The following is a 25,388-nucleotide window of genomic DNA, read 5'->3' on the forward strand; positions in this document are numbered from 1 at the left end:
CGCACCTGGACGTTCATCACTCTAGGAGGCGGCCGCGGGACGGGCGAGCGAATTAAATTCAGCCGCGCTTCTGGCGCTTCCACGGCCCCGTGATCGCCAGCATGATGCCCGGGGTCTGGATGTTGGCGTACAGCGTCTTTCCGTCGGGTGAGAAGGTGACGCCGGTGAACTCGCTGTACTCGGGCTCCTCTTCGGTGCCGATGTTCAGTTCGTTGCGGGCGATCGGGTAGGTGCGGCCGCTCTCCGTGGCGCCGAACAGGTGCTGGACGCCCTCGCCGTCCTCGGCGATGACGAGGCCGCCGTACGGGGAGACGGTGATGTTGTCGGGGCCGTCGAAGGCGCCGTCGACCGAGGGGTCGGGGTTGACGCCCAGGAGGACCTTCAGGGTCAGCGTGCGGCGCTTGGGGTCGTAGAACCAGACCGCTCCGTCGTGCTGGACGGGGCTCTCGGTGCGGGCGTACGAGGAGACGATGTAGGTGCCTCCGTCACCCCACCACATGCCTTCGAGCTTGCGGGCGCGGGTGACCTGGCCGGCGGTGAACTGCTTGCGCACGGAGGTGGTCCTCGCGTCGCGGTCGGGCACGTCCACCCAGTCGACGCCGTACACCGTGCCGATCTTCGTGGCGCGGGAGAGGTCGTCCACGAACTTGCCGCCGGAGTCGAAGCACTTGAAGGCCTGGAGGGTGCCCGCGTTCTCGGCGAGGGTGCGCAGCTTGCCGTGGCCGTGGCAGAAGCCCTCGGGCGGGGTCCAGCGGTACAGCAGGCCGTTGGGGTTGGAGGCGTCCTCGGTGAGGTAGAGGTGCCCGCGCTTGGGGTCGACGACGACGGCCTCGTGGGCGTAACGGCCCAGCGCCTTGATGGGCTTGGGGTTCCTGTTGGCGCGGCGGTCCGAGGGGTCGACCTCGAAGACGTAGCCGTGGTCCTTGGTGAAGCCGTTGGTGCCGGCCTTGTCCTCGGTCTCCTCGCAGGTGAGCCAGGTGCCCCAAGGGGTGTTGCCGCCCGCGCAGTTGGTGGCGGTGCCGGCGATGCCGACCCACTCGGCGACCTTGCCGCCGGGGCGCACCTCGACGACCGTGCAGCCGCCGGCCGCGGCCGCGTCGTAGACGAGGCCCTCGGTGAGCGGCACCGGGTGCGGCCAGTTGGCGCGGGGCCCGGCCAGTTCGTGGTTGTTGACGAGGAGGGTGGTGCCGCGGGGGCCGTCGAAGGTGGACGTGCCGTCGTGGTTGGACGGGGTGAACTCGCCGGACTCCAGCTTGGTCTTGCCGCTGTAGGTGATGACCTTGTACGTGAACCCGGCGGGCAGCGCGAGGATGCCATCGGGGTCGGGGACCAGCGGGCCGTAGCCGACGCCGTGGTGGGCCCCTGCGGTCTCCGCGCCCTCGCTCTCGACGTCGGTGGCGGCGAGCGCGTTGGGGGCGGTGGCGAGGGCGCCGACACTGCCCGCCAGCGCGAGCCCTGCCCCGGTGAGCGCGGTTCTGCCGGCGAAGTCCCTGCGGGTGAGCGACATGGTGTCTCCTGAGACGGTCGGTGAGCCGTGGAGGGTGGCGGACCTCGATTCGGCGCAACGGTCCCGTCCATGTCTGAACGCAAGTTGAACAGCGAGAGGATTCAGTGGAGCAGCTTGAATGAATCAACACACGGTCATGGGGATGCCTTTAAGGGGCGCGGGGCTGTATCGACATGCGGCTCCGCCGCGCGGGCGCGACCAGCCACAGCGAACCCGCACCCGCCAAACGGCATCAACCACCCTGCTGCGACCGCGCCTTGAACGCGGCCTTCCGCGCCTCCTTCGCCACCTTCTTGTCCGGATGCAGCCGCCCCATCGCCTCCAGCACGTCCGCCGTGGCCGGGTGGTCCACCCGCCAGGCCGCCGCGAAGAACCCCCCGTGCTGCTGGGCCAGCCCCTCCACCAGTCCCTGGAGCTCCTCGGAGTTGCCCTCCGCGGCCAGCTGCGCGGCGATCGTGTCGACCGTCAGCCAGAACACCAGGTCCTGGGAGGGCGCGGGCACGTCCCCGAACCCGCGCTCGACCAGCCAGACCCGGGCGAGTCCGCCCAGCTCGGGGTCGTCGAGGACCTCCCGCAGCGCCGGTTCCGCGACCGGGCCGACCAGCGACAGGGCCTGCTGGCACCGCAGTCGGCGCAGCGGCGCCCCCGCGTCGTTCCCGCGGGCCGCGCCCAGCAACTCCCGTGCCGCGGCGAGGGGTTCACGTCGGTCCAGCCACTGCTCGGTCTCGGCCTGCGCGGCCGGGGGAGGGAAGGCGGCGGTGCCGTCGAGCAGCGCGTCCGCCCCCTTGTCGGCGAGGTCTCCGACGGCCGGCGCCGCGATGCCCGCCTCCAGCAGCCGTGAGCGCAGGCCGTACAGGCCGAGGGGGGTCAGCCGGACCATGCCGTAGCGGGAGACGTCGGTCTCGTCGACCACGGCGGCAGGTTCCTCGTCGCCGTCCGCCATCAGGGCCTCGTCCACGGGCTGGTACTCCACCAGGCCGACCGGCTCCAGGATCCGGAACTGGTCGTCGAGCCGCATCATCGCGTCGGAGACCTGCTCCAGGACGTCGTTGGTGGGCTCGCCCATGTCGCTCGGCACGATCATCGAGGCGGCGAGGGCCGGCAGCGGTACGGTGCCGTCGCCCGGCCCGTCCGCGCCGACCGTGAGCAGGTAGAGGTTGCCGAGCACCCCGTCCAGGAACTCCTGCTCGGCCTGCGGGTCCCAGTCCAGGGCAGAGAAGTCGACCTCGCCGCCCTCGTCCATGGCGTCGACCAGGTCGTCCAGGTCGGGCACGCTCGCGTCGGCCAGCACCGTCTCCAGCGCGGTCAGCCACACTCCGAGCACGTCCTGCGGGGAGCCGGTGAGCAGGGCCAGGTCGGCGCCCGCGGTGACGGTGCCCTCCTCCTCGTCGGTGATCTCCACGAGGCCGGTGTCGAGGGCGACCCGCCAGGCCTCGCTCGCGTACGCGGCCGCGTCGTCCCCGGTGAGGCCGAGCGCCTCGGCCGCCGCGGGCAGCTGCTCCTCGACGAGTCCGCCCCCGGCGTCGACGCGGGTGGCCTCGCCGGCCCAGCGGGCGAGCCGGGCGGCCCGGGTGAGCAGCGGCGTGGACAGGGCGTCCCGCGCCAGCTCCGCTTCGGGGTGCAGCCGCACCGGCGGCAGGGGGGAGCTGTCTGACATCGGCTGGTTCTCCTAGGACGCGTCGTGCCACTCAGCCGCTCAGCGTAGACGGATATCCACCCATGCCGCCCGGTTCATCTCCCGGACAGGTTGCGTACATGGCTGAAACCTTGACAAGTGGCCTGAGCAGGCTGGAGATTGACGCGCGTAGAAACCCGGCGGACATCTGTTCACTGTATTTTTGCGCACGGTGTTTTCTACGCGCGTCGCAACCGCCCCCACAGGTCGCGGCTCCCACCGTTCCACGTCCACCCTCGTCCCGGCGCCTACGTTCGTCCCCGGAGGGATCCCGTTGCCGAGCAAGAAGTCCGCGCGTCTCGCCGCGCTCACCGTCGCCGCCCTGTCCGCGGCCTCCACCGTCGTCCTGGTCTCGCCCGCGCACGCGGCGGCCGTGAGCATCCATGACATCCAGGGCGCGACCCTGATATCCCCGTACGCCGGTCAGAAGGTCACGGATGTGGCCGGAATCGTCACCGGGGTGCGCACCTACGGCTCCTCCAGAGGTTTCTGGATCCAGGATCCGAACCCCGATGACAACCCGGCGACCAGTGAGGGCGTGTTCGTCTTCACCAGCTCCACGCCGAAGGTCGCCGTCGGTGACGCCGTCACGGTCACCGGCACGGTCTCGGAGTACGTCCCGGGCGGCACCTCGACCGGCAACCAGTCGCTGACCGAGATCACCAAGCCGACGGTCACGGTCGTCTCCAGCGGCAACGCGGTCCCGGCCGCGACTGTGGTCGACGCGAAGTCGGTGCCCGCCGCGTACGCCCCGGCCGGCGATGCCGCGGCCGGCAACTCGATCAACGGTCTGACGCTTCAGCCGACGAAGTACGCCCTGGACTTCTACGAGTCCCTGGAGGGCATGAACGTCCAGGTCAAGGACGTCCGCGTGGTCGGCGCGACCGACCCGTACACCGAGCTGTGGGTGACGGTGAAGCCGCGCGAGAACGCCACGAAGCGCGGTGGCACGCTCTACGGCTCCTACGGCTCCCAGAACACCGGCCGGCTCCAGATCCAGTCGCTGGGCTCGACCGCCGCCTTCCCGGTCGCGAACGTCGGTGACGTCCTCACCGGCACCACCACGGGCCCCCTGGACTACAACCAGTTCGGCGGCTACACCCTGGTCGCGGGCGAGCTCGGCACGCTCAAGAGCGCCGGTCTCCAGCGCGAGTCGACGCAGAAGCAATCGCGGGGCGAGCTCGCGGTCGCGACCTACAACGTCGAGAACCTCGACCCGTCCGACGGCACCTTCGAGGAGCACGCCTCCGCGATCGTGAACAACCTGAAGTCGCCCGACATCGTGTCCCTGGAGGAGATCCAGGACAACAACGGCGCGAAGGACGACGGCACCACCGCGGCCGACGTGACGGTGAACAAGCTGATCGACGCGATCGTGGCGGCGGGCGGCCCGAAGTACGAGTGGCGCTCGATCGACCCGACCAACGACACCGACGGCGGCGAGCCGGGCGGCAACATCCGCCAGGTGTTCCTGTTCAACCCGGAGCGGGTCTCCTTCACGGACCGCCCCGGCGGCGACGCCACCACCGCGGTCGGGGTCACCAAGGTCCACGGCAAGGCGCAGCTGACGGCCTCCCCGGGCCGTATCGACCCGACGAACACGGCCTGGAACAGCAGCCGCAAGCCGCTGGTCGGCGAGTTCGTCTTCCGTGGCCGCACGGTCTTCGTGATCGCCAACCACTTCAACTCCAAGGGCGGCGACTACGGGCTGACCTCGGCGACCCAGCCGGTGCCGCGCAGCTCCGAGGTCCAGCGCCACCAGCAGGCCACGCTGGTGAACGGGTTCGTGAAGGACATCCTCGACACCCAGAAGAACGCGGACGTCATCGCGCTCGGCGACATCAACGACTTCGAGTTCTCCGACACCGCGAAGATCCTGGAGGGTGACGGCGAGCTCTGGTCGGCGATCAAGTCGCTGCCGAAGAGCGAGCGTTACACCTACGACTACCAGGGCAACCAGCAGGTCCTGGACCAGATCCTGGTCAGCCCGTCGATCCGGCGGGCCTGCGACTTCGAGTACGACAGCGTGCACATCAACTCGGAGTTCAACGACCAGATCAGCGACCACGACCCGCAGGTGCTGCGCTTCGAGCCGTAAGCCCCGGTGAACTCCGGCTGGTTCAGGGCTGGTTGAACACGCCGTTCAGCCAGCCCTGCCACTCGCCCTCGCACTCCTTGATGTCGGAGTCGGGGGCGAAGTCGTGCAGCGAGACACCGACCGGGTGGCCCCAGTGGTTGCGCCCGAAGATCCGGGTGAGCCCGCGGTCGGTGCGCAGCCCGATGAAGTACTCGTTGCGGAAGTCGACCACGGCGTCGAAGGTGTCGGGTCCGTGGACGGTGAGCCGGGTGCCCGCCGCCACGTCCTCGCCGACCCCGAGCGCCCGCCCCACGACGGCGAGGGCGTCCGGCGCCTTGGACGCCTCGGGTCCGTCGAAGGTCGCGAAGGCGGCCGGCCTCGGCGCGAAGTGGACCAGGTACTCGCGCAGGGTGTGCAGATAGAAGTCGGTGTGCTTGGCGGCGCCGTCGTACTGGTTGTCCCAGTCGTCGACGAAGATCCCGCTGTGCACGTACCGCACCCAGGCCCGGCGGCCCTCGTCCCGCGGCTCGATGGTGTAGTCGAGCTGGTTGAGGGTCTGCTCGGAGATGCCGTCGACGTCCTCGACGCGGTTGGTGTAGCGGTGCGGCGGGGCCCAGGCGGTGACCGTGGACCCGAAGGGGCCCTTGCCCCCGGCACGCGGCTCGGGCGGCTCCATGGGCCACAGGTAGCCGTCGGTCCCGGTGGTGATCGCCGCCCAGACCTGCTCGGGGGTGGCGTCGACCTCGAACTCGCGGGCGATCTCGAACTCTTTGGACATGATCTACTCCAACTCGGTCTGCGGGGAAGGGGACTGGGGCTCTTTGAGCGTGGGATGGACGGCCACCACGATCCGGTGGTCCCGGCCGCCCTCGGCGTCGGGGGCGTCGTACTTGCGGATCAGGGCGCTGACTCCGGCCGTCAACTCCTCGATGAACGCGGCCCGTTCGGCGGCGGAGGCGAACCGCACCTCGCCGTCCAGCGCATAGGTGGCCAGCCGCTGGCGGGCCTTCGCGGCATCGGTGATCAGCTGCCCGACGTCCCGCACCAGCCGGGCGCCCAGCGCCAGCAGCCAGCGCGCGGAGAGCTGGTCGCGGAAGCGGTCCGGGTCGGGCTGCACGGCGGCGAGGGCCAGCGGGGAGATCACGTACGACGCCGCGGTCGCCCGCATCAGCCGCTCGGTGACGTTTCCCTTGCGGCGCTCCCCCGCGAGCTCGACCAGGCCGTGCCGCTCCAGTGCCTTGAGGTGGTAGTTCACCTTCTGCCGGGGCAGGCCGACCTGCCCGGCCAGCATGGCGGCCGAGGCGGGTCCGGCGGCCAGCTCGGCCAGCAGCCTCGCCCTTATGGGGTCCAGGGAGGCGGCTGCGGCCTCGGGGTCCTCGATCACGGTGACGTCCAGCATGGGTCCACCGTCTCACCGAAAACTTTTTTTGTCCAGGAGAGGGAAGTGTTCGGTGAGGGAGTCCGAAAGCGGTGGTCGTCGCCGTCCGCGTGGGTTCGACCGGCGGTTTCGGGAGACCCGCCGGTTCATGGACGAGCAGGCCGAGAACACCACGCCGGAAAGCCCCCTGGAGTTGCCCCGGCGGTCCTGGGCCGCCGTCACGAAACGCACCTTCAAGGAACTGCTCGACGACGAACTGGCCGACCGTGCGGCCGCGTTGACGTACTACGGCGTCCTGTCGCTGTTCCCCGCCCTGCTGGTCCTGGTGTCGCTCCTGGGGGTGGTGGGACAGCGCGCGACGGACAAGCTCCTCGACCACATCGGCGGCCTCGCGCCGGGGCCGGCCAGGGACATCCTGCGGGACGCGGTGGTCCAGCTCGGCGAGAGCGGGGGCACCGGAAGCGTCCTGGCGATCCTCGGACTGCTCGCCGCCCTGTGGTCGGCGTCCAGCTATGTCGCCGCGTTCATCCGTACGTCCAACGCCGTGTACGACCTGCCGGAGGGCCGTCCGGTGTGGAAGCTGACACCGCTGCGCCTCGCGCTGACCGTGACGCTGATGCTGATGCTGGCGGCGAGTGCGCTGATCGTGGTCTTCACGGGACCGCTCGCCGAACGGGCGGGCCGGGCGGTCGGGTTCGGCGACGCGGCGATCACGGCCTGGGGCATCGCCAAGTGGCCGGTGCTGCTGCTCCTGGTCGTCGGGATGATCGCCCTGCTGTACTGGGCGGCCCCCAACGTCCGTGGCCGCGGCTTCCGTTGGGTCTCCCCCGGCAGCGTCCTCGCCACGCTGCTCTGGCTCGCCGCGTCCGCCGGCTTCGCGCTCTACGCCGCCAACTTCGGTTCCTACAACAAGACCTACGGCACCCTCGCGGGCGCCATCGTGTTCCTCGTGTGGCTCTGGCTGACCAACCTGGCGATCCTGCTGGGCCTGGAGTTCGACGCGGAACTCGCCCGAGAGCGGGCCATCGCCTCCGGCGACCACGAGCCGACGGAGGAGCCCTACGTGGAACCCCGGGACACCCGCAAGTGGCCACCGAGACTACGGGCGGCACGAGCACGCCAGAAGTGACACCAGCCCCCGGCTCCCGCCCAGTACCCCGACCACCGAAACCCCGCGCGGGGCGCCCCCACCCGAGACCTGGACGCCCCACCTGCCGCGGGCCCGGGCTGACTCCCCGCCTGCCGCGGGCTCGAGAACCCCCACCGGCCGTCGGCCCGGGCATCCCGCCTCCCGCGGGCCGGGCACCCCGCCTCCCGTGAGCCGGGCACCCCGCCTCCCGTGGGCTCGCGCACCTCACCGACCGCGGGCCACGGCTCCCGACAGCAGGGGACCGGGCGCTGGTGCGCAAGGAGCGGCAGCAGCAGCGCTAGCGAGGGCAAGGGGAGCCGCCTACCGCCCGGCGGACCCCATCACCGAGACCCGAGCGGACCCACCGACAGCGCATCGACGCCCCCGACAGCCTTCCCCGGGCCGATGCTCCCGGCCGCCTACCGCCCGCAGGCCCCGGCCGCCGAGACCCCGAGCCGACCCACTGACTGCGCACCGACGCTCCCGACAGCCTTCCCGGGCCGATGCTCCCGGCCGCCTACCGCCCGCAGGCGCCGGCCGCCGAGACCCCGAGTGTTCCACCGCCCGTGGGCCAGCCAGGCGCCGACCGCCTTCCGCCCGGAGCCCACCACCACCGAACCCTGAGCGCCCCACGACCGCACCAAGGCCCGACCGCCAAGCCTCCGAAGCACCCCCACCGCCGTCGGCCCGTCTGCCCGTGTGCCCCCCCCACACAGCCGAACTCCCCGCCAACCGCATCAGCCGACGGGGAGTTCTCTCAGCGCGAGGGCAGGTGGTGCCTCACTTCTTCGGGTAGCGCCACGACACCACCGCGACCGCGATCACCGCCGCGCCCACGATCAGCGTCGGACGCGGGTGTCGTATCGCCGCCAGAACCAGGGGCCGGACCGGTCCCGGCACGCTGTGCTCCGCCCGGCGCTCCAGCTCGTGGCCGGTCCGGGTGGCCCCGCCCTGCGTGGCCTCACCCGCCCCCAGCGTCCCGTCCTGGACCTTGTGCCCGGCCTCCAGGGCACGGTCCTGGGCCTTGTGACCCGCCTGGACGGCCCGGTCCTGGACCTTGTGCCCGGCCTGCACGGCCCGGTCCTGGACCTTGTGGCCCGCCTGCGTGGCCTTGTCGTGCACGGTGTGCCCGGCCTGCGCGGCGGTGCTGCGCAGCTGCACCGTCATCGCGCCCGCCTTGTCCCTGAGGTCTGCCGCCCGGGCCCGGGCGCGCCCCTTCACGTCCATCTTTCCTGCCAACTCCTCCACCGTGTCGCCGAGTTCACTACGGGTCCGCTCGATCTGCCGCCGCAGTTCGTCAGGGCCCTTGGCCCCGGAAGGGGCGTGATCGCCGGTCGTCCTGTCCGTCATCGGTGCGCCCTTTCCTTGATCTCCTCGACATCGGCCTTGACGCTGTCGAGCGCCGCCTCCGGCGTGGGGGGCGTGGCCTGGCGCAGCTGTGCACGGCCGGTCGCCGCCAGCACCCCCGCGATCACGAACAGCACACCCGTCACGATGAGCGCCGCGGCCCAGACCGACAGCACCAGCGACAGCGCGGCGACGCCCGTGCCGGCCAGCGCGAGCAGTCCGGCGTAGGCGAAGGCGCCCGCGGCACCGAGCAGCCCGCCGCCCTTCCCGGCCCGCCGGCCTTTCTCGGTCAGCTCCTCCTTCGCGAGGGCGACTTCCTGTCGTACCAGCCGGGAAAGCTGTTCGGTGGCCTGTCCGACGAGTTCGCCCACCGAGTGGTGTTCGTCATGCGCCGGCCTGGGGGCCGTGGTTCCGGTCACGGGGCTCCGCCTCCTCTCGGTCGGAACACCCGGGTACCCGGCCCGGCCCCCGCTACCCCTGCGGTCCGCCGTCCGGGCCGCGCTCTCCGAGGCGGGCCAGCTGGCTCTGGAACCAGTCGAGCCGGGCCTGCAACAGGGCGGCCTCGGCGGCGAGTTCGGGCACGCCGAGTCCTTCGGGGGCGTCGAGGCCGGCCACGACCGCGGCCGCGGGACCCGCGATCACCCGCAGCCCCTCCCCCGCCAGCCGCGCGAACCCGGCGAGCGAGACGGCCGTACGACCTCGAAGGCAGGCCGCGCACGAGGGGGCGAGAGCCCGCCAGCCGGGCCGGCCCCAGCCGGCGTCGGCGAGCGCCGCCGCGACCGTGCCGCAGGCGCAGGGGCCGACGGTGGCGGTGCGCACCCGCTGGCGGGCGTAGCGGAAGCCGAGCTCGAAGCGGAGGTAGCGGCCGAGGACCAGGACGTCGAGGAGGACGGCCGTGCGGTGCTCGGCCGTGCACAGCAGTGCCTCGGCCGCGGCGCGGTCGTGCACGCAGTGGAAACCGCAGTCGCAGCGGCGGTTCGGCGCCCGGTGCCGCAGGCCGTACACGCAGGACGCGTCGGCCAGGACTCCGTACGGCAGCGCGCCGCCGAGCGACACACCGGTGAACCCGGCCCGGGTGCCGTCCTGGGACAGCACCGGGTGGGCGATCTTGTATCCGGTCGGCGGCTCCGCGGGGCGTTCCTCCGGAAGCCGCAGCCTCATCGGGCCGCCGGAACCTCTTCGGGAGCCTTCAGTTCCTTGATCTCCTCGGGAAGGTCGAGTTCGTCGTCCTGGATCTGCGGCCGCTCCTCGGCGACTCCGGTGGCCAGTGCCTTGCCGAGCTTCATGACGCCTCCCATACGCAGGGGTCCCTTATCGCCATGGTGACCCATGAGAGCCGTGATGGACATAGGGCCTTCGACCTCATGGTGAAGCTTCTCTTACCGGTATATAACAGAAGAATTAAGTGGAGCTTCACTGTCGCCGCGCCGAGACTACCCCCATGACGACTACGCCTCCTCCCTTCGGCCGCGCCCTGTGTGCCATGGTCACCCCCTTCACCGCGGAGGGCGCGCTCGATCTCGACGGCGCCCAGCGCCTGGCCGCGCACCTGGTCGCGCACGGCTGCGACGGCCTCGTCCTGTCCGGCACCACGGGCGAGTCGCCGACGACCACGGACGCGGAGAAGTCGGCGCTGGTGACGGCGGTCCGGGAGGCGGTGGGCGAGCGGACGTCGGTGGTGGCGGGCGTGGGCACCTTCGACACCCGGCACACCGTCGAACTGGCCCTGGCGGCCGAGAAGGCGGGCGCCGACGGGGTGCTGGTGGTGAGTCCCTACTACAGCAGGCCGCCGCAGGACGCGCTGGAGGCGCACTTCCGGGAGATCGCGGACGCCTCGGGCCTGCCCGTGATGCTGTACGACATCCCCGGCCGCACCGGCACCCGCATCGAACCGGAGACCATGATCCGGCTCGCCGGGCACCCCCGGATCGTCGCGGTCAAGGACTGCTCCTACGACCTCCTCGGCACCCAGAAGGTCCTGCACCGCACGGACCTCGCGTACTACGCGGGCTGCGACGAGCAGATCCTCGCGCTGTACGCGGTGGGCGGGGCGGGCTACGTCAGCACGGTGGCCAACGTGGTCCCGGACCGGATGCGGGCGATCCTCGACCTGTTCGAGGCGGGCGACACCCCCGTGTCCGCCCGCCTCCAACAGAGGGCCGTTCCGCTGATCGAGGCGATGATGGCGGCGGGCCTGCCCGGCACGGTCACCGCGAAGGCCCTGCTGAACGCGCTCGGTCTGCCCGCCGGCCCGGTCCGCGCCCCGCTGCGGCCCGCCGGCCGGGAGACGGCCGACGGGCTGCTGGCGGAGTACGAACGGCTCGTGGCCGCCTGATCGGGTCTCCGAAACCGCCTGATCAGGGCTGGGCGAACAGCGGCTCCCAGCGTCCGGCGTCCCCGTCGTTGCCCTCACGGAAGCCGCTGAGCGGGACCTCCTTGTCGCTGCCGATGGTGACCAGCACCAGCCGCTGGTGGAACTCGTTCTTGTCGTTCTTGCCGATGTCCCAGGCGATGAGCTGCTTGTTGCCCACCCAGGCGAGCAGTTGCTGGCCGCGTACCTCGGTCGGGTGACCGGTCTTCGCGTCGACGACGTACGACGACGTCTTCCACTTCTTGCCCGCGAAGTCCCCGGCGACGAGCCTGCCGTCGGGCGACAGACCGGCGTCCACGAACCACGACAGGTACGTGTAGCCCGCCGGCACGGAGACCTTCTTGCCCGTGAGGTCGTAGAACACATAGCCGGGCTGCATCGGGCTGCCCTCCCAGACGTGCCGGCCGTCGTCGGTGAGGGCGAAGTCCTGGCGGGAGTTCATGAAGGTGCCGCCCGTGGGGCCCCCGGGGAGGCCGCCGGTCTTGATCTCGGTCCAGGCAGCGTCCCCGGAGGCCACGTCGAGGACGTAGAAGCCGGTGCGGCTGGACGTCATGGGCTGACCCCACTCGACGTCGCCCTCCGCCTTGATCAGCCCGTCGGGGTTCTGGCTGTACGTCGTCGCGACCAGCTTGCGGCCGTCGCGGGAGAAGGAGAGCCCGGCAACACCGTGGTCGACCTTGATCCACCGCTCGACCTTGCCGGAGGTCAGGTCGAGCAGACCGATCCGGGAGGCGGGCAGGTCCCGTTCGAGGACGGCGGCCGTCCTCCCGCCGGGCGCGACCGCCACCCAGGACCAGTCCGGGGCCTTCTCGTACCTGCCGGTCCTCGGGTTCAGCAGGTGGTAGGTGCGCTGGGAGACCGCGGTGTCCGCGCTCTTCTTCACCGTCTCCGGGATGAAGTACCCGACGAGGGTCGTGCCTCCGACGGAGATCTCCTCGCGCGGCGGCGACTGGTCGGGGTGGGCCTTCGTCTTCTTCTCCACCACGACCCCGCCACCGCCCGAGGGCCGTACGTCGTCCTTGCCGGAGTCCATCAGCGGCATCGCCACTCCCACGGCGACCACGGCGACGGCGGCCGCGGCGGCGAGCGCGATCCTGCGGCTGCGGCGGCGCCGTCGCACGGCGAGCACCCGGTCCGCGAACCCCGCCGCGGCCGGCGGCTGCTCGGCGGCCTGCTCGCGCAGCGCGTCGCGCACGATGTCGTCGACGTTCACGGACGCACCTCCACGGGCGAGTAGTCACGGGAGTCCAGCCGCTCGGCGTCGGCGGGCCCGAGGGCGGCCAGTTCGGGTGCGAGTGAGCGCAGCCGGGCCAGCGAGCGGTGGGTGGTGGACCGCACGGTGCCGACCGAGCAGCCGAGCAGCCGGGCCACGTCGGCCTCGGGCAGGTCCTCGAAGTAGCGCAGCACCAGCACGGTGCGCTGCCGTGCGGTGAGCCGGGACAGGGCCTGGCGCATCACGAGGCGCAGTTCGGTGGCGGCGGCCGCGTCGGCCCGGCCCTCGCCGGCGCCCGCCGGTTCGGGCGGCTCGGCGACGCTGACCTCCCGGCGCGGCCACTTCAGCCGCCAGCGGCTGATCTGCTGGCGGTAGAGGACCTGACGTACGTACGCCTCGGGTTCGTCGATCTTCTGCCAGCGCCCGGCCGCCCGGACCAGGGCGTTCTGGAGCAGGTCCTCACCGGCGTACTGGTCTCCCCCGCACAGGAGGACGGCGGTCTTCAGCAGGGCGGACGACCTGCTGTCCACGAAGTCCCGGAAACTCTCCAGCCCTTCGGCATTCATCGTCACCTTCTCTTCCCCCGGCGGCGCGGATGCGCGGCCTCCGACCCTTGTGACGCGCGCGGGGCTCCCCCGCTATGCCGCGGACACAAAAAAAGTCGCCGCAGAGGTGAATCCTCTACGGCGACTTCGGCGCGGGTCAGTTCCAGGAGTACCCGTCGCCGATCAGCAGCAGGTGCTCCAGGACGTCCTCCATCGGGTCGTCCACCTGGCCGATGTTGACCAGGCCGACCCGGGGGCCGTTGTGGGAGGCGGTGTTGGTCTCGTCGGCACTCGCGGTCCCGGCGGCCATCCCGCAGGACATCCCCGCCAGGGCCAGCGCCCCGGCCCAGGCCCCCTTGCTCCTCATCACCCTCGTCACCCTCATCGGGCTCATCGCTGCGACCCCTCGTTCGTCGTCTCGGCCTCTGATCGGACTCTGCGTCCACCCGTTCATCTGCCGAAACGCCCGCGAGGTCACGCTGAGTAACTCGTAAGTGATCTTCGGGCGGCCCCGAGGGAGCTCAGTTGTGGCTGTGCAGGACGTCGTTGAGGCCGCCCCAGACCGCGTTGTTCGGGCGGGCCTCGACGGTGCCGGTGACCGAGTTGCGGCGGAAGAGGATGTGGGAGGCGCCGTTCAGCTCGCGGGCCTTGACGATCTGGCCGTCGGGCATGGTGACCCGGGTGCCGGCGGTGACGTAGAGACCGGCCTCGACGACGCACTCGTCGCCGAGCGCGATGCCGACGCCCGCCTCGGCGCCGATCAGGCAGCGCTCACCGATGGTGATGCGGACGTTGCCGCCGCCGGAGAGGGTGCCCATGGTGGAGGCGCCGCCGCCGATGTCCGAGCCGTCGCCGACCACGACGCCGGCGGAGATCCGGCCCTCGACCATCGACGTGCCGAGCGTGCCGGCGTTGAAGTTGACGAAGCCCTCGTGCATCACGGTGGTGCCGGCGGCGAGGTGCGCGCCGAGCCGGACGCGGTCGGCGTCGGCGATGCGGACGCCCTTGGGGGCCACGTAGTCGGTCATGCGCGGGAACTTGTCGACGCTCGTGACGGCGAGGTGCAGGCCCTCGGCGCGGGCGTTGAGGCGGACCTTCTCGACGTCGTCGACGGCGACCGGGCCGAGCGAGGTCCAGGCGACGTTGGGGAGGAGGCCGAAGATGCCGTCCAGGCTCTGGCCGTGCGGCTGGACCAGGCGGTGCGAGAGCAGGTGCAGCCGCAGGTAGGCGTCGTGCGTGTCGAGCGGCTTCTCGTCCAGGGAGGCGATGACCGTACGGACCGCGACCACCTCGACACCACGGCGGGCGTCCGGACCGATCGCCTTCGCGGCGCCTTCGCCGAGCAGCTCCACGGCCTTGTCGGCGGACAGCCGCTCGGTGCCGGCGGGCCCCGGCTCGGCGGTCAGCTCGGGAGCGGGGAACCAGGTGTCGAGAACGGTGCCGTCGGCGGCGACGGTGGCGAGGCCTGCGGCGATGGCGCCGGTGATACGGGGAGCAGTCGTGTCGGTCATGAGGGCAACCTAACCGCCGGGGGGCGCACGAGGCGAACCCGCACGCGGGCCGTCTCAGAGGTCGGGCGGTACGCCGTACCGACGGGGAACGCCGAGGTTCGCCGGTGTGTGTGACACCCGGCCGGGATCCCCACTCCCGGCGAGGATCACCCCCTCCCCGCCGGAATCACCCGCGCCAGCATCTCCCGCGCATACCCCTCGTCGTACGGCACCCCCGTCAGCAGCACCTGGAGGCAGATGCCGTCGGTCAGGGCGACCAGGGCCCGTGCCGTGACCGGGTCCGTGCGGTGGGCGAGGCGGGCGGCGAGGTCGTCGGCCCACTCGGCGGCGACCGGGCGCAGGGCGGGGCGGCGCAGGGCGGCGAGGTAGAGCTCGTACTCCAGCTCGACGCCGGTGCGGTCGCCGCCGAGCCACTCGCCGAGGACACGGGCGAGGTCGGCGGCGAGGTCACCGCCGGGACCGTCCAGCGCCCCGTGCGCGGCGACCACCTTGGCGAAGCCCTCGCTGGCCTGGCGCAGCGCGGCGACCATCAGCTCGTCGAGGCTCTTGAAGTGGTACGTCGTCGAACCGAGCGGCACATCGGCCTCGGCGGCGGCACTGCGGTGACTGAGCCCCGCGAGGCCCTTCTCGCCGACGACCCGGATCGCCGCGTCGATGATCCGCTGCCGGCGCTCGGGGTCGTAGCGCCGGGCCATCAGTGCGCCCCGCCCAGGTTCAGCACCACGACCCCGACGATGATCAGCGCGATCCCGGCGGCCTTGGTGACGGTCATCCCCTCTCCGAGGAAGAGCATCCCGATGGTGGCGATGGTCGCGGTGCCCACCCCGGCCCAGATCGCGTAGGCGGTGCCGACCGACACCGTCTTCAGGGTCTGCGCGAGCAGCGCGAAGGACAGGACGTAGCCGAGCACGGTCAGAGCCGAGGGTCCGAGCCGGCTGAAGCCCTCGGTGTACTTCATGGCCGTGGTCGCCGCGACCTCGGCTGCGATGGCTCCGGCAAGGAGCAGGTATCCCATGTGTACAAGCGTACATAACCCCGAACACGGGAAGCCTCGGAGCCGGTTGAGAAGTCGATGTGGAAACGGTTCGATTCAAAGGGCTGCTCACAACCCCCGGTAACCACTACTGTTCCCTCCGGAACCACATGTGTTTCACCTTTCACCTACCGCGCCACCACAGCAGCGGCCGTCGCACACCCGCGCCGCGCCGGAGGAACAGCGCATGCCCGAAGACAAGTCCCAGCCGCCCCAGGACCGCCCCTGGGAGAACGGCTGGACACTGGACACCTCCCGCACGCCCGGCACCAGACGGCTCTATCTGGCCGGCGCGCTGGCGGTGGCCACGATCGTCGCCTGCGTGGCGGCGATAGCCGCGACCGACAACGAGGACGACGTCCGGTCGAAGTCCGCGCGGGACGGGGGATCCGGTCTGATCTCCTTCTCCTCGCAGCCCGCGACGACCCTCCCCCCGGAGGGCGACAGCGGCCTCTCGTCGGTCTCCCCCACTCCCCAGGGCCCCCGGCAGCAGGGCACCGGCCCGACCGTCGCGGTCACGACCACCCCGAAGCCGCCCAAGTCCACGCCGTCCAAGGGCAGTCCGGCGAAGCCGCAGCCGTCGGTGACGTACCGCTCGGTCCGCGCGGTCAACTACCCCGACCGCTACTGGCATGTGACCCAGTACTACGTGGCCCTGGACCCGGTCCGCGGCTCGGAGTCCCGCGAGGACTCGACCTTCAAGCAGGTCAAGGGCCTGGCGAACGCCTCGTGTTACTCCTTCACCACGCACGACGGCAAGTACCTGCGCCACAGCAACTTCGTGCTGCGCGCCGCCCGTGACGACGGCTCGTCCCTCTTCGAGCAGGACGCCACGTTCTGCCCCCGTGACTCGCCCTCCTACGCCGGCGCCAAGATGCTGGAGTCGGTCAACTACCCCGGCTACTTCCTGCGCCACGAGAACTTCGTGGTCCGCCTCGAACGCTTCGAGTACAGCTCCCAGTACATCGCCGACTCGTCGTTCCAGTTGGTGGGCGGGCTGGCCTGAGCATGCGGAAGGGGCCGCGGCACACGGCCACGGCCCCTTCCGGACACCGGTCGGACTCGCTCAGACGTTGAACCCCAGCGCCCGGAGCTGCTCCCGTCCGTCGTCCGTGATCTTGTCCGGGCCCCACGGCGGCATCCACACCCAGTTGATGCGGAGTTCGCTGACGAGGCCGTCCGTGGCGGACTTGGCCTGGTCCTCGATGACGTCCGTCAGCGGGCAGGCCGCCGAGGTCAGCGTCATGTCGAGGGTCGCGATGTTCGCGTCGTCGATGTGGATGCCGTAGATCAGGCCGAGGTTGACCACGTCGATGCCCAACTCGGGGTCGACGACGTCGTACAGCGCCTCGCGGATCTCTTCCTCGGAGGCCGGCTTCATCTCAATGGTCTCGCTCATGCCGTCTTCCTTTCGGCGTCGGCGTCCAGCGCCTGGGCCGTCGCGTCCTTCCACGCCATCCAGCTGAGGAGGGCGCACTTGACCCGGGCCGGGTACTTGGAGACACCGGCGAACGCGACCGCGTCCTCCAGCACCTCCTCCATCGCGTCGTCGGGCTCGATCTTTCCCTTGGACTGCATCAGCTCCAGGAAGGTCTCCTGGATCTTCTGCGCCTCCGCCAGGTCCTTGCCGACCAGCAGGTCGTTCAGCACGGAGGCCGACGCCTGACTGATCGAGCAGCCCTGGCCCTCGTACGAGACGTCCTCGATGGTCGTGCCGTCGTACTTCACGCGGAGGGTGATCTCGTCGCCGCACGTGGGGTTCACGTGGTGTACCTCGGCGTCGCCGTCCCTCAGACCACGCCCGTGCGGGTGCTTGTAGTGGTCCAGGATGACTTCCTGGTACATCGAATCAAGCTTCACGACTCAGCCAGCTCCTCAGCCGAAGAAGTTCCGTACGTGCTCCAGCCCGTCGACCAGTGCGTCGATCTCGGCAGGCGTGGAGTACAGATAGAACGACGCTCGCGTGGTCGCAGGAATTCCGTACCGCAGGCAGACCGGCCGCGCGCAGTGGTGGCCGACCCGGACCGCGATGCCCTCCTCGTCGAGGACCTGGCCCACGTCGTGGGGGTGGATGTCGCCGAGCGTGAAGGAGATCGCCGCGCCCCGGTCCTCGGCCGTGGTCGGGCCGATGATCCTGAGGTCCGGGACCTGCGTGAGGCGCTGGACGGCGTACTCGGTCAGCGCGTGCTCATGGGCGAGGATCTTGTCCATGCCGATCGACTGGAGGTAGTCGATCGCCGCGCCCAGCCCGACCGCCTGCGCGATCGGGGGCGTGCCCGCCTCGAACTTGTGCGGGGCGGGAGCGTAGGTCGACGAGTGCATCGACACGGTCTCGATCATCTCGCCGCCGCCGAGGAACGGGGGCAGGTCCTCCAGGAGTTCCTGCCGGCCCCACAGCACGCCGATGCCGGTCGGACCGCACATCTTGTGGCCGGTGAAGGCCACGAAGTCGGCCTGGAGGGCCTGCACGTCTATCGGCATGTGCGGCGCCGCCTGCGAGGCGTCGATGCAGACCAGCGCACCGACCTCCTGCGCCCGGCGGATGATCGTCTCGACCGGGTTGACCGTGCCCAGGATGTTGGACACCAGCACGAAGGAGACGATCTTCGTCTTCTCGGTGATGATCTCCTCGATGTTGGACAGGTCGAGCCGGCCGTCGTCGGTCAGGCCGAACCACTTCAGCTTCGCGCCGGTGCGCTGCGAGAGCAGCTGCCACGGCACGATGTTGGAGTGGTGCTCCATCTCGGTGATGACGATCTCGGTCTCGGAGTCCACGCGGTAGGGCTCGTCGGCCCAACCGAGCATGTTCGCCACGAGGTTGAGGGACTCGGAGGCGTTCTTGGTGAAGATCACCTCGTCGCGCGAGGGCGCGTTGATGAAGGAGGCGACCTTGTCGCGCGCTCCCTCGTACAGCGCCGTGGCCTCCTCGGCGAGCACATGCACACCGCGGTGGACGTTGGCGTTGTAGCGCTCGTAGTACTCGCTCAGGGCGTCCAGCACCTGGCGCGGCTTCTGCGAGGTCGCCGCGTTGTCCAGGTAGACGAGCTTCCGGTCGTCGTGGACCAGTCGGTCCAGGATCGGGAAGTCCTTGCGGATCGCCTCGGTGTCGAGGAGGCCCGGCAGCTGTGTCACTCGGATGCGCCACCCTTCGTGTAAGCCTCGTAGCCCTCGTTCTCCAGCTTGTCGGCGAGCTCGGCACCGCCGGACTCGACGATCTTGCCGCCCGCGAAGACGTGCACGTGGTCGGGCTTGATGTAGCGCAGGATGCGCGTGTAGTGCGTGATCAGCAGGGTGCCGACCTCACCGGTCTCACGGACGCGGTTGACGCCCTCGGAGACGACCCGGAGCGCGTCGACGTCGAGGCCGGAGTCGGTCTCGTCGAGGATCGCGATCTTCGGCTTGAGGAGCTCCAGCTGGAGGATCTCGTGGCGCTTCTTCTCACCGCCGGAGAAGCCCTCGTTGACGTTGCGCTCGGCGAAGGAGGGGTCCATGTTGAGGCGCTCCATGGCCTCCTTGACCTCCTTCACCCAGGTGCGCAGCTTGGGGGCCTCGCCGCGGATGGCGGTGGCGGAGGTGCGCAGGAAGTTGGAGACCGAGACGCCGGGGACCTCGACGGGGTACTGCATCGCCAGGAACAGGCCCGCGCGGGCGCGCTCGTCGACCTCCATCTCCAGGACGTCCTCGCCGTCGAGGGTGACGGTGCCGCCGGTGATGGTGTACTTCGGGTGACCCGCGAGGGAGTAGGCGAGCGTCGACTTGCCGGAGCCGTTGGGGCCCATGATGGCGTGCGTCTCGCCCTGCTTCACGGTCAGGTCGACGCCCTTGAGGATCTCCTTCGTGGCGTTGTCGGCCTCGACGGTGACGTGCAGGTCTCGGATTTCAAGCGTTGCCATGGGTGCCTCAGGACTCCTGGGTGAGGGAGACGAGCACGTCGTCCCCTTCGATCTTTACGGGGTATACGGGGACGGGGCGCGTCGCGGGAAGGCCGGACGGCTTGCCGGTGCGCAGGTCGAAGCTGGAGCCGTGCAGCCAGCACTCGATCTGGCAGTCCTCCACCTCGCCCTCGGAGAGCGAGACGTTCGCGTGCGAGCAGATGTCGTGGATCGCGAACACCTCCCCCTCGGTCTGCACGACGGAGACCGGCGTGCCGTCGAGTTCCACCCGCTTCGGGGTGTCCTCCTCCAGCTCGCTCAGCCCGCAGGCGCGTACGAAAGCCATCAGACGGTGGCCTCCAGCTCCTCGTCGATCTTCACGAGAAGTCGCTCTTCGATGTCGTCGACACCGATCTGCTGGACCAGCTCGGCGAAGAAGCCGCGGACCACCAGACGGCGGGCCTCGTCGGCCGGGATGCCGCGGGCCATCAGGTAGAAGAGCTGCTCGTCGTCGAAGCGGCCGGTCGCACTCGCGTGGCCGGCGCCGACGATCTCGCCGGTCTCGATCTCCAGGTTCGGCACGGAGTCGACGCGGGCGCCGTCGGTGAGGACGAGGTTGCGGTTCATCTCGTACGTGTCGGTGCCCTCGGCCTTGGCCTCGATGAGCACGTCGCCGATCCACACCGCGTGCGCGTCGTCGCCCTGGAGCGCGCCCTTGTAGACGACGTTGGACTTGCAGTGCGGGGCGTTGTGGTCGACCAGGAGGCGGTGCTCCTGGTGCTGGCCCTTGTCGGTGAAGTAGAGCCCGAACAGCTCGGCCTCGCCGCCGGTGCCGGCGTAGGAGACGCGCGGGTGCAGCCGTACGAGATCGCCGCCGAAGGTGACGACGACGGACTTGAAGGACGCGTCCCGGCCGATCAGCGCGTTGTGCTGGGCCACGTGGACGGCCTTGTCGTCCCAGTCCTGGACGGAGACGACGGTCAGCTTGGCGCCGTCGCCCAGGATGTAGTCGACGTTGGCGGCGAGCACCGCGTCACCGGTGTGGTCGATGACGACGACGGCCTCGGCGAAGGCCCCGAGCTCGACGACCTGGTGGCCGTAGCGGACCCCGCCCTCGCCGTGCACGGCGATGCGGATCGGCTCGGTGAGGACCGTCTCCTTGGGGACGGTGACCACGCCGGCCTTCTCGAACGCCGAGTACGCCTGGGCGGCGACGCGGTCCACCGGGGTGCCGGCCCTGCCGATCCGGGCGTCGTCACGGTCCACGGTCTCGACGGTGACGCCCTCGGGGGCCTGCACGTCCACCGTCACGCCGGCGCCGGTGGCGACCGCGGTGCCGTCGTGCAGCCCGCGCAGGCGCTCCAGCGGGGTGAACCGCCACTCCTCCTCACGGCCGTGCGGGACGGGGAAGTCCTGCACGTCGAAGGAGGGGGGCGCGCTCATGCGCGTGGCGACGGTCGACTCGGCGGCCACCGCGATCGAGCCGGCGGTGGTGCTGCCCACCGGGATGTTCTGAGCCTCAGCCATGGCTGTCGGTCTGCTCTCTTCCTACGTAAGTGACTGGATGGAGACGGCGGTCGCTTAGCCGACCGCGCCTTCCATCTGGAGCTCGATCAGCCGGTTGAGCTCGAGCGCGTACTCCATCGGCAGCTCCTTCGCGATGGGCTCGACGAAGCCGCGCACGATCATGGCCATCGCCTCGAACTCGGAGAGACCGCGGCTCATCAGGTAGAAGAGCTGGTCCTCGGAGACCTTGGAGACGGTCGCCTCGTGGCCCATGGACACGTCGTCCTCACGGACGTCCACGTAGGGGTACGTGTCGGAACGGGAGATGGTGTCGACGAGCAGCGCGTCGCACAGCACGTTGGACTTGGATCCGGCGGCGCCCTCACCGATCTCGACGAGACCGCGGTAGGACGTACGACCGCCGCCGCGCGCCACCGACTTGGAGACGATGTTGGAGGAGGTGTTCGGCGCCATGTGGACCATCTTGGAGCCGGCGTCCTGGTGCTGGCCCTCGCCCGCGAAGGCGATGGAGAGGGTCTCACCCTTGGCGTGCTCGCCCATCAGGTAGACGGCCGGGTACTTCATGGTGACCTTGGAGCCGATGTTGCCGTCGATCCACTCCATGGTCGCGCCCTCGTACGCCACGGCGCGCTTGGTGACCAGGTTGTAGACGTTGTTCGACCAGTTCTGGATGGTCGTGTAGCGGCAGCGGGCGCCCTTCTTCACGATGATCTCGACGACCGCGGAGTGCAGGGAGTCCGACTTGTAGATCGGCGCCGTACAGCCCTCGACGTAGTGGACGTAGGCGTCCTCGTCGACGATGATCAGCGTCCGCTCGAACTGGCCCATGTTCTCGGTGTTGATCCGGAAGTAGGCCTGGAGCGGGATCTCGACGTGCACGCCCTTCGGCACGTAGATGAAGGAACCGCCGGACCACACCGCGGTGTTCAGCGACGCGAACTTGTTGTCGCCGACCGGGATGACGGTGCCGAAGTACTCCTTGAAGAGCTCCGGGTGCTCCTTGAGGGCGGTGTCGGTGTCCAGGAAGATGACGCCCTGCTCCTCCAGGTCCTCACGGATCTGGTGGTAGACGACCTCGGACTCGTACTGGGCCGCGACACCGGCGACGAGGCGCTGCTTCTCCGCCTCGGGGATGCCGAGCTTGTCGTACGTGTTCTTGATGTCCTCGGGCAGGTCCTCCCAGGACTCCGCCTGCTTCTCCGTGGAGCGCACGAAGTACTTGATGTTGTCGAAGTCGATGCCGGAGAGGTCCGAGCCCCAGTTCGGCATGGGCTTCTTGTCGAACAGGCGCAGACCCTTGAGGCGGAGCTTGGTCATCCACTCCGGCTCGTTCTTCTTCGCGGAGATGTCGCGCACGACTTCCTCGCTCAGACCGCGCTTCGCAGAGGCGCCGGCTTCGTCGGAGTCGGCCCAGCCGTATTCGTACTTGCCCAGACCCTCGAGCTCAGGGTGGGCAGTCTCCGTGGGGAGAGTCATGCGGGGTTCCTCCCGGCCGTGCTTGCGGATGCGTTATGAGACATGTGGGAAATCTTGGGGATGAACGTCGTGCAGACGCCGTCGCCGTGCGCGATGGTCGCCAGTCGCTGGACGTGCGTGCCGAGGAGCTGGGAGAAGATCTCCGTCTCGGCGTCGCACAGCTGCGGGAACTTCTCCGCGACATGGGCCACCGGGCAGTGGTGCTGGCACAGCTGCTCGCCGACCGGTGCGCTCCGCGCCGTAGCAGCGTACCCGTCCGCGCTCAGGGCCTTGGCCAGGGCTTCGGTGCGCTCCTCGGGGGCGGCGGTCTCGACGGCCTTGCGGTACACCTCGGCCTGCGCGGCGATCCTCGCGCGCGCGAAGGCGACGACCGCCTCGTCCCCGCCGAACCGCTCCTGGATCCAGGCCAGGGCGTCCGCGGCGAGCTTGTCGTAGGACTGGTCGAAGGCGTCCCGGCCGCAGTCGGTGAGCGCGAAGACCTTGGCGGGCCGGCCGCGCGTCCGCGCCCCGTACACCCGCTGCTCCCGCGCCTCCACGACCTCGTCGGCCACCAGGGCGTCCAGATGACGCCGTACGGCCGCGGGGGTGAGCCCCAGCCGCCCGGCCAGCTCGGTGACGGTCGACGGGCCGTGGTCCAGGATGGATCGCGCGACGCGGTTGCGGGTGGACCGCTCACCGGTCGCGAGCTCCTCCTGAGGGGCCCCCGTGGGGGTCTCCCGAGCCTCGCCGACGTTTTTCACAACGCCATTGTTGCGTAATTCCTCAGGACCGGGCAAGCCGCGCCCGGTCCGAGGGACGGTGCCCTGCATCACTTAGGCATCCCTAACCTGACCTGCGCAAACGATCTTTGATCGATCAAACCGGTGGCGCCCGGCGGTCCTGTCAGGGACACTCCCGAACCATGCCGACACCACCTCCCACCGGCCCACTTGTCACCCGCGACGCCCTCGCCGGGCAGCTGAGCGAGCTGGGTGTCAGAAGCGGCGAGACCCTCCTCGTGCACTCCTCCCTGAGCGCCCTCGGCTGGGTCTGCGGAGGTTCCGTCGCGGTGGTCCAGGGACTTTTGGACGCCCTCGGCCCGGACGGCACCCTCGTGGTCCCCACCCAGACCGGCGACCTCTCGGACCCGGCGGTGTGGAGCAACCCGCCGGTGCCGGAGGACTGGTGGCCGACGATCCGCGCCACCATGCCCGCCTACGACCCCCTCGTCACGCCCTCGCGCGGGGTGGGCGTGATCCCGGAGACCGTGCGCACCTGGCCCGGCGCCCTGCGGAGCGCGCACCCGCAGACCTCCTTCGCGGCGATAGGCCCCCGCGCGCATGCGGTCCTGGACGGCCACGCCGTGGACTGCCGCCTCGGCGAGCACAGCCCGCTGGCCCGCCTGGAAGCCCTCCACGCGCGCGTGCTGCTCCTCGGCGCGGGCTACGACACCTGCACGAGCTTCCATCTCGCCGAGTACCGGACACCGGCCCCGCGGGTGAAGGTCGGGCGCCCCGGACCGGACGGCTGGGAGGTGGTCACGGAGGTGTCGATCACCTCGGACCGCTTCGACGAACTCGGGTACGACTTCGAGCGGGACACCGGGGTCGTCGTACGGGGAAGGGTGGGCGCGGCCGAGGCCCGGCTGTTCCCGGTGGCGGACGCCGTGCGGTACGCGCAGCGGTGGCTGTCGCTGCACCGCTCACAGGAGGACGTGCCCGGGAATGCGCTGGGTGGAGATCCTGCACCCGCCCGTCGGTCGCGCGGTCGGCGAACCTAGACTCGGGCCCATGCGAAGCGAGCCCGTGGTCCAGGTCCACGCCCTGGTGAAGCGGTACGGCACGAAGACCGCCGTGGACGGCCTCGACCTGGTGGCCCGGGCGGGCGTGACCGCCGTACTCGGACCCAACGGCGCCGGCAAGACGACGACCGTCGAGACCTGCGAGGGCTACCGGAAGCCGGACTCCGGCACGGTCCGGGTCCTGGGCCTCGACCCGGTGCGCCAGGCACGTGAGCTGCACCCGAGGATCGGCGTGATGCTCCAGTCCGGGGGCGTGTACTCGGGCGCCCGGGCCGACGAGATGCTCCGGCACGTGGCCCGCCTGCACGCGCACCCGCTGGACGTGGACGCGCTGATCGAGCGCCTGGGCCTGGACGGTTGCGGCAGGACGACGTACCGCAGGCTGTCCGGCGGCCAGCAGCAGCGCCTGGCGCTGGCCATGGCGGTGGTGGGCCGCCCCGAGCTGGTGTTCCTGGACGAGCCGACCGCGGGCCTGGACCCGCAGGCCCGCCGCGCGACCTGGGACCTGATCCGGGATCTGCGGACGGACGGCGTCTCGGTGATCCTCACCACGCACTACATGGACGAGGCCGAGCAGCTCGCCGACGACGTGGCGATCATCGACGGCGGCCGGGTCATCGCCCAGGGCACCCCCGAGGAGCTGTGCCGGGGCGGCGCCGAGAACACCCTGCGCTTCACGGGCCGCCCCGGCCTCGACGTGGGGTCGCTGCTCAAGGCCCTCCCGGCGGACTGCACGGCGGCGGAGCTGACCCCCGGCTCCTACCGGGTCGTCGGCAAGGTCAACCCCCAACTCCTGGCCACGGTGACGTCCTGGTGCGCCCAGCACGGCGTCATGCCGGAGAAGATCTCGGTGGAACGGCACACCCTGGAAGACGTCTTCCTGGAACTGACGGGCAAGGAGCTGCGCGCGTGACGGTGGGTACCTACGCCCCGAAGCCGGGAGCGGC

The 25,388-nt window shown here is 70.5% G+C and carries 28 protein-coding genes; 6 read left to right on the forward strand and 22 right to left on the reverse strand.

Going from position 1 to position 25,388, the window contains the following annotated elements:
- Positions 1-58: 58 nt before the first annotated feature.
- Complete coding sequence (locus AC2XR2_RS10265; RefSeq protein ID WP_491514858.1) at positions 59-1,507, reverse strand: alkaline phosphatase PhoX; 1,449 nt, start codon at positions 1,505-1,507, stop codon at positions 59-61.
- Between the two features lie 232 nt (positions 1,508-1,739).
- Entirely contained in the window at positions 1,740-3,164 is a 1,425-nt protein-coding gene (locus AC2XR2_RS10270; protein ID WP_491514859.1) for a hypothetical protein, read from the reverse strand.
- 292 nt (positions 3,165-3,456) lie between these two features.
- Between AC2XR2_RS10270 and AC2XR2_RS10275 the strand changes: the two genes are divergently transcribed.
- Positions 3,457-5,280 carry a DUF8508 domain-containing protein gene (locus tag AC2XR2_RS10275; protein ID WP_491514860.1) on the forward strand — a complete coding sequence of 608 codons (1,824 nt, stop codon included), beginning with the start codon at positions 3,457-3,459 and terminating at the stop codon, positions 5,278-5,280.
- A gap of 22 nt (positions 5,281-5,302) precedes the next feature.
- Here the strand turns inward: AC2XR2_RS10275 and AC2XR2_RS10280 are convergent, their stop codons facing one another.
- Entirely contained in the window at positions 5,303-6,037 is a 735-nt protein-coding gene (locus tag AC2XR2_RS10280; protein ID WP_491514861.1) for an SRPBCC family protein, read from the reverse strand.
- A gap of 3 nt (positions 6,038-6,040) precedes the next feature.
- On the reverse strand, positions 6,041-6,658 hold the full coding sequence (locus AC2XR2_RS10285; protein WP_491514862.1) for an ArsR/SmtB family transcription factor: 618 nt from the start codon (positions 6,656-6,658) through the stop codon (positions 6,041-6,043).
- 127 nt (positions 6,659-6,785) lie between these two features.
- On the opposite strand from AC2XR2_RS10285, the gene AC2XR2_RS10290 reads away from it, so the two are divergent.
- Positions 6,786-7,766, forward strand: a complete 981-nt coding sequence (locus tag AC2XR2_RS10290) for a YihY/virulence factor BrkB family protein (RefSeq protein ID WP_491514863.1) — start codon at positions 6,786-6,788, stop codon at positions 7,764-7,766.
- A 780-nt stretch (positions 7,767-8,546) separates the two neighbouring features.
- Here the strand turns inward: AC2XR2_RS10290 and AC2XR2_RS10295 are convergent.
- Genes AC2XR2_RS10295 through AC2XR2_RS10310 form a run of 4 tightly spaced genes read right to left on the reverse strand, consistent with a single transcriptional unit; the run spans position 8,547 to position 10,399 of the window.
- Complete coding sequence (locus AC2XR2_RS10295) at positions 8,547-9,116, reverse strand: DUF3618 domain-containing protein (protein ID WP_491514864.1); 570 nt, start codon at positions 9,114-9,116, stop codon at positions 8,547-8,549.
- Positions 9,113-9,532 carry a phage holin family protein gene (locus AC2XR2_RS10300; protein WP_449349407.1) on the reverse strand — a complete coding sequence of 140 codons (420 nt, stop codon included), beginning with the start codon at positions 9,530-9,532 and terminating at the stop codon, positions 9,113-9,115. The genes AC2XR2_RS10295 and AC2XR2_RS10300 overlap by 4 nt, the downstream gene beginning before the upstream one ends.
- 52 nt (positions 9,533-9,584) lie before the next feature.
- Positions 9,585-10,274: a hypothetical protein gene (locus AC2XR2_RS10305; protein WP_330267723.1), complete on the reverse strand. Its 690-nt coding sequence runs from the start codon at positions 10,272-10,274 to the stop codon at positions 9,585-9,587.
- The gene (locus tag AC2XR2_RS10310; protein WP_330267722.1) at positions 10,271-10,399 is read right to left on the reverse strand and encodes a hypothetical protein; all 129 of its coding nucleotides are present in this window, start codon (positions 10,397-10,399) and stop codon (positions 10,271-10,273) included. Before AC2XR2_RS10310 ends, AC2XR2_RS10305 begins: the two co-directional genes overlap by 4 nt.
- A 155-nt stretch (positions 10,400-10,554) precedes the next feature.
- Between AC2XR2_RS10310 and dapA the strand changes: the two genes are divergently transcribed.
- Positions 10,555-11,448: a 4-hydroxy-tetrahydrodipicolinate synthase gene (gene dapA / locus AC2XR2_RS10315; RefSeq protein WP_491514865.1), complete on the forward strand. Its 894-nt coding sequence runs from the start codon at positions 10,555-10,557 to the stop codon at positions 11,446-11,448.
- A gap of 22 nt (positions 11,449-11,470) precedes the next feature.
- On the opposite strand, the gene AC2XR2_RS10320 is transcribed toward dapA, so the two are convergent.
- The 6 genes from AC2XR2_RS10320 to AC2XR2_RS10345 all read right to left on the reverse strand — a co-directional run bounded on the left by AC2XR2_RS10320 (position 11,471) and on the right by AC2XR2_RS10345 (position 15,768).
- The gene (locus AC2XR2_RS10320; protein ID WP_491514866.1) at positions 11,471-12,697 is read right to left on the reverse strand and encodes a WD40 repeat domain-containing protein; all 1,227 of its coding nucleotides are present in this window, start codon (positions 12,695-12,697) and stop codon (positions 11,471-11,473) included.
- The gene (locus AC2XR2_RS10325) at positions 12,694-13,263 is read right to left on the reverse strand and encodes a SigE family RNA polymerase sigma factor (protein ID WP_330267719.1); all 570 of its coding nucleotides are present in this window, start codon (positions 13,261-13,263) and stop codon (positions 12,694-12,696) included. The genes AC2XR2_RS10320 and AC2XR2_RS10325 overlap by 4 nt, the downstream gene beginning before the upstream one ends.
- A 136-nt stretch (positions 13,264-13,399) precedes the next feature.
- The gene (locus AC2XR2_RS10330; RefSeq protein WP_381298746.1) at positions 13,400-13,609 is read right to left on the reverse strand and encodes a hypothetical protein; all 210 of its coding nucleotides are present in this window, start codon (positions 13,607-13,609) and stop codon (positions 13,400-13,402) included.
- A 154-nt stretch (positions 13,610-13,763) separates the two neighbouring features.
- Complete coding sequence (dapD, locus tag AC2XR2_RS10335; protein WP_491514867.1) at positions 13,764-14,753, reverse strand: 2,3,4,5-tetrahydropyridine-2,6-dicarboxylate N-succinyltransferase; 990 nt, start codon at positions 14,751-14,753, stop codon at positions 13,764-13,766.
- A 146-nt stretch (positions 14,754-14,899) separates the two neighbouring features.
- Positions 14,900-15,448: a TetR/AcrR family transcriptional regulator gene (locus tag AC2XR2_RS10340; protein ID WP_491514868.1), complete on the reverse strand. Its 549-nt coding sequence runs from the start codon at positions 15,446-15,448 to the stop codon at positions 14,900-14,902.
- Entirely contained in the window at positions 15,448-15,768 is a 321-nt protein-coding gene (locus AC2XR2_RS10345) for a DMT family transporter (protein WP_123759970.1), read from the reverse strand. Before AC2XR2_RS10345 ends, AC2XR2_RS10340 begins: the two co-directional genes overlap by 1 nt.
- A 205-nt stretch (positions 15,769-15,973) precedes the next feature.
- On the opposite strand from AC2XR2_RS10345, the gene AC2XR2_RS10350 reads away from it, so the two are divergent.
- The gene (locus AC2XR2_RS10350) at positions 15,974-16,792 is read left to right on the forward strand and encodes an AbfB domain-containing protein (protein ID WP_491514869.1); all 819 of its coding nucleotides are present in this window, start codon (positions 15,974-15,976) and stop codon (positions 16,790-16,792) included.
- A gap of 60 nt (positions 16,793-16,852) precedes the next feature.
- On the opposite strand, the gene AC2XR2_RS10355 is transcribed toward AC2XR2_RS10350, so the two are convergent.
- From AC2XR2_RS10355 to AC2XR2_RS10390, 8 genes are read right to left on the reverse strand one after another with little or no spacing between them, the layout of a single operon-like run.
- Positions 16,853-17,185: a metal-sulfur cluster assembly factor gene (locus AC2XR2_RS10355; protein WP_123988411.1), complete on the reverse strand. Its 333-nt coding sequence runs from the start codon at positions 17,183-17,185 to the stop codon at positions 16,853-16,855.
- Positions 17,182-17,646 (reverse strand): Fe-S cluster assembly sulfur transfer protein SufU, encoded by a 465-nt coding sequence (sufU, locus tag AC2XR2_RS10360; RefSeq protein ID WP_381298743.1) that lies wholly within the window; start codon positions 17,644-17,646, stop codon positions 17,182-17,184. Before sufU ends, AC2XR2_RS10355 begins: the two co-directional genes overlap by 4 nt.
- A 15-nt stretch (positions 17,647-17,661) precedes the next feature.
- Complete coding sequence (locus AC2XR2_RS10365; protein WP_330267713.1) at positions 17,662-18,918, reverse strand: cysteine desulfurase; 1,257 nt, start codon at positions 18,916-18,918, stop codon at positions 17,662-17,664.
- Positions 18,915-19,679 carry a Fe-S cluster assembly ATPase SufC gene (gene sufC, locus AC2XR2_RS10370; RefSeq protein ID WP_053847447.1) on the reverse strand — a complete coding sequence of 255 codons (765 nt, stop codon included), beginning with the start codon at positions 19,677-19,679 and terminating at the stop codon, positions 18,915-18,917. The genes AC2XR2_RS10365 and sufC overlap by 4 nt, the downstream gene beginning before the upstream one ends.
- 7 nt (positions 19,680-19,686) lie before the next feature.
- Positions 19,687-20,004, reverse strand: a complete 318-nt coding sequence (locus tag AC2XR2_RS10375) for a non-heme iron oxygenase ferredoxin subunit (protein ID WP_031057580.1) — start codon at positions 20,002-20,004, stop codon at positions 19,687-19,689.
- A complete protein-coding gene (gene sufD / locus AC2XR2_RS10380; protein ID WP_381298742.1) occupies positions 20,004-21,185 on the reverse strand; it encodes a Fe-S cluster assembly protein SufD in 1,182 nt (393 codons plus the stop codon). The genes AC2XR2_RS10375 and sufD overlap by 1 nt, the downstream gene beginning before the upstream one ends.
- A 54-nt stretch (positions 21,186-21,239) precedes the next feature.
- The gene (gene sufB, locus AC2XR2_RS10385; RefSeq protein ID WP_053847444.1) at positions 21,240-22,661 is read right to left on the reverse strand and encodes a Fe-S cluster assembly protein SufB; all 1,422 of its coding nucleotides are present in this window, start codon (positions 22,659-22,661) and stop codon (positions 21,240-21,242) included.
- Positions 22,658-23,401: a helix-turn-helix transcriptional regulator gene (locus AC2XR2_RS10390; protein WP_330267710.1), complete on the reverse strand. Its 744-nt coding sequence runs from the start codon at positions 23,399-23,401 to the stop codon at positions 22,658-22,660. Before AC2XR2_RS10390 ends, sufB begins: the two co-directional genes overlap by 4 nt.
- Before the next feature lie 161 nt (positions 23,402-23,562).
- On the opposite strand from AC2XR2_RS10390, the gene AC2XR2_RS10395 reads away from it, so the two are divergent.
- On the forward strand, positions 23,563-24,420 hold the full coding sequence (locus AC2XR2_RS10395; protein ID WP_491514870.1) for an AAC(3) family N-acetyltransferase: 858 nt from the start codon (positions 23,563-23,565) through the stop codon (positions 24,418-24,420).
- 10 nt (positions 24,421-24,430) lie between these two features.
- Positions 24,431-25,354 carry an ABC transporter ATP-binding protein gene (locus tag AC2XR2_RS10400; RefSeq protein WP_381298740.1) on the forward strand — a complete coding sequence of 308 codons (924 nt, stop codon included), beginning with the start codon at positions 24,431-24,433 and terminating at the stop codon, positions 25,352-25,354.
- Positions 25,355-25,388: the final 34 nt, after the last annotated feature.

This window comes from Streptomyces sp. LS-MS-L19, from assembly GCF_058382285.1.

Excerpts from the sequence above, each read along its gene's own strand:
- AC2XR2_RS10265 (WP_491514858.1), bottom strand. The coding sequence starts at position 1,507 with ATGTCGCTCACCCGCAGGGACTTCGCCGGCAGAACCGCGCTCACCGGG.
- AC2XR2_RS10270 (WP_491514859.1), bottom strand. The coding sequence starts at position 3,164 with ATGTCAGACAGCTCCCCCCTGCCGCCGGTGCGGCTGCACCCCGAAGCG.
- AC2XR2_RS10355 (WP_123988411.1), bottom strand. The coding sequence starts at position 17,185 with ATGAGCGAGACCATTGAGATGAAGCCGGCCTCCGAGGAAGAGATCCGC.
- AC2XR2_RS10340 (WP_491514868.1), bottom strand. The coding sequence starts at position 15,448 with ATGGCCCGGCGCTACGACCCCGAGCGCCGGCAGCGGATCATCGACGCG.
- AC2XR2_RS10295 (WP_491514864.1), bottom strand. The coding sequence starts at position 9,116 with ATGACGGACAGGACGACCGGCGATCACGCCCCTTCCGGGGCCAAGGGC.
- AC2XR2_RS10305 (WP_330267723.1), bottom strand. The coding sequence starts at position 10,274 with ATGAGGCTGCGGCTTCCGGAGGAACGCCCCGCGGAGCCGCCGACCGGA.
- AC2XR2_RS10375 (WP_031057580.1), bottom strand. The coding sequence starts at position 20,004 with ATGGCTTTCGTACGCGCCTGCGGGCTGAGCGAGCTGGAGGAGGACACC.
- AC2XR2_RS10280 (WP_491514861.1), bottom strand. The coding sequence starts at position 6,037 with ATGTCCAAAGAGTTCGAGATCGCCCGCGAGTTCGAGGTCGACGCCACC.
- AC2XR2_RS10395 (WP_491514870.1), top strand. The coding sequence starts at position 23,563 with ATGCCGACACCACCTCCCACCGGCCCACTTGTCACCCGCGACGCCCTC.
- AC2XR2_RS10400 (WP_381298740.1), top strand. The coding sequence starts at position 24,431 with ATGCGAAGCGAGCCCGTGGTCCAGGTCCACGCCCTGGTGAAGCGGTAC.
- sufD (WP_381298742.1), bottom strand. The coding sequence starts at position 21,185 with ATGGCTGAGGCTCAGAACATCCCGGTGGGCAGCACCACCGCCGGCTCG.
- sufC (WP_053847447.1), bottom strand. The coding sequence starts at position 19,679 with ATGGCAACGCTTGAAATCCGAGACCTGCACGTCACCGTCGAGGCCGAC.
- AC2XR2_RS10325 (WP_330267719.1), bottom strand. The coding sequence starts at position 13,263 with ATGAATGCCGAAGGGCTGGAGAGTTTCCGGGACTTCGTGGACAGCAGG.
- dapD (WP_491514867.1), bottom strand. The coding sequence starts at position 14,753 with ATGACCGACACGACTGCTCCCCGTATCACCGGCGCCATCGCCGCAGGC.
- AC2XR2_RS10285 (WP_491514862.1), bottom strand. The coding sequence starts at position 6,658 with ATGCTGGACGTCACCGTGATCGAGGACCCCGAGGCCGCAGCCGCCTCC.
- AC2XR2_RS10350 (WP_491514869.1), top strand. The coding sequence starts at position 15,974 with ATGCCCGAAGACAAGTCCCAGCCGCCCCAGGACCGCCCCTGGGAGAAC.
- AC2XR2_RS10290 (WP_491514863.1), top strand. The coding sequence starts at position 6,786 with ATGGACGAGCAGGCCGAGAACACCACGCCGGAAAGCCCCCTGGAGTTG.
- sufB (WP_053847444.1), bottom strand. The coding sequence starts at position 22,661 with ATGACTCTCCCCACGGAGACTGCCCACCCTGAGCTCGAGGGTCTGGGC.
- AC2XR2_RS10345 (WP_123759970.1), bottom strand. The coding sequence starts at position 15,768 with ATGGGATACCTGCTCCTTGCCGGAGCCATCGCAGCCGAGGTCGCGGCG.
- AC2XR2_RS10330 (WP_381298746.1), bottom strand. The coding sequence starts at position 13,609 with ATGAGGAGCAAGGGGGCCTGGGCCGGGGCGCTGGCCCTGGCGGGGATG.
- AC2XR2_RS10310 (WP_330267722.1), bottom strand. The coding sequence starts at position 10,399 with ATGAAGCTCGGCAAGGCACTGGCCACCGGAGTCGCCGAGGAGCGGCCG.
- dapA (WP_491514865.1), top strand. The coding sequence starts at position 10,555 with ATGACGACTACGCCTCCTCCCTTCGGCCGCGCCCTGTGTGCCATGGTC.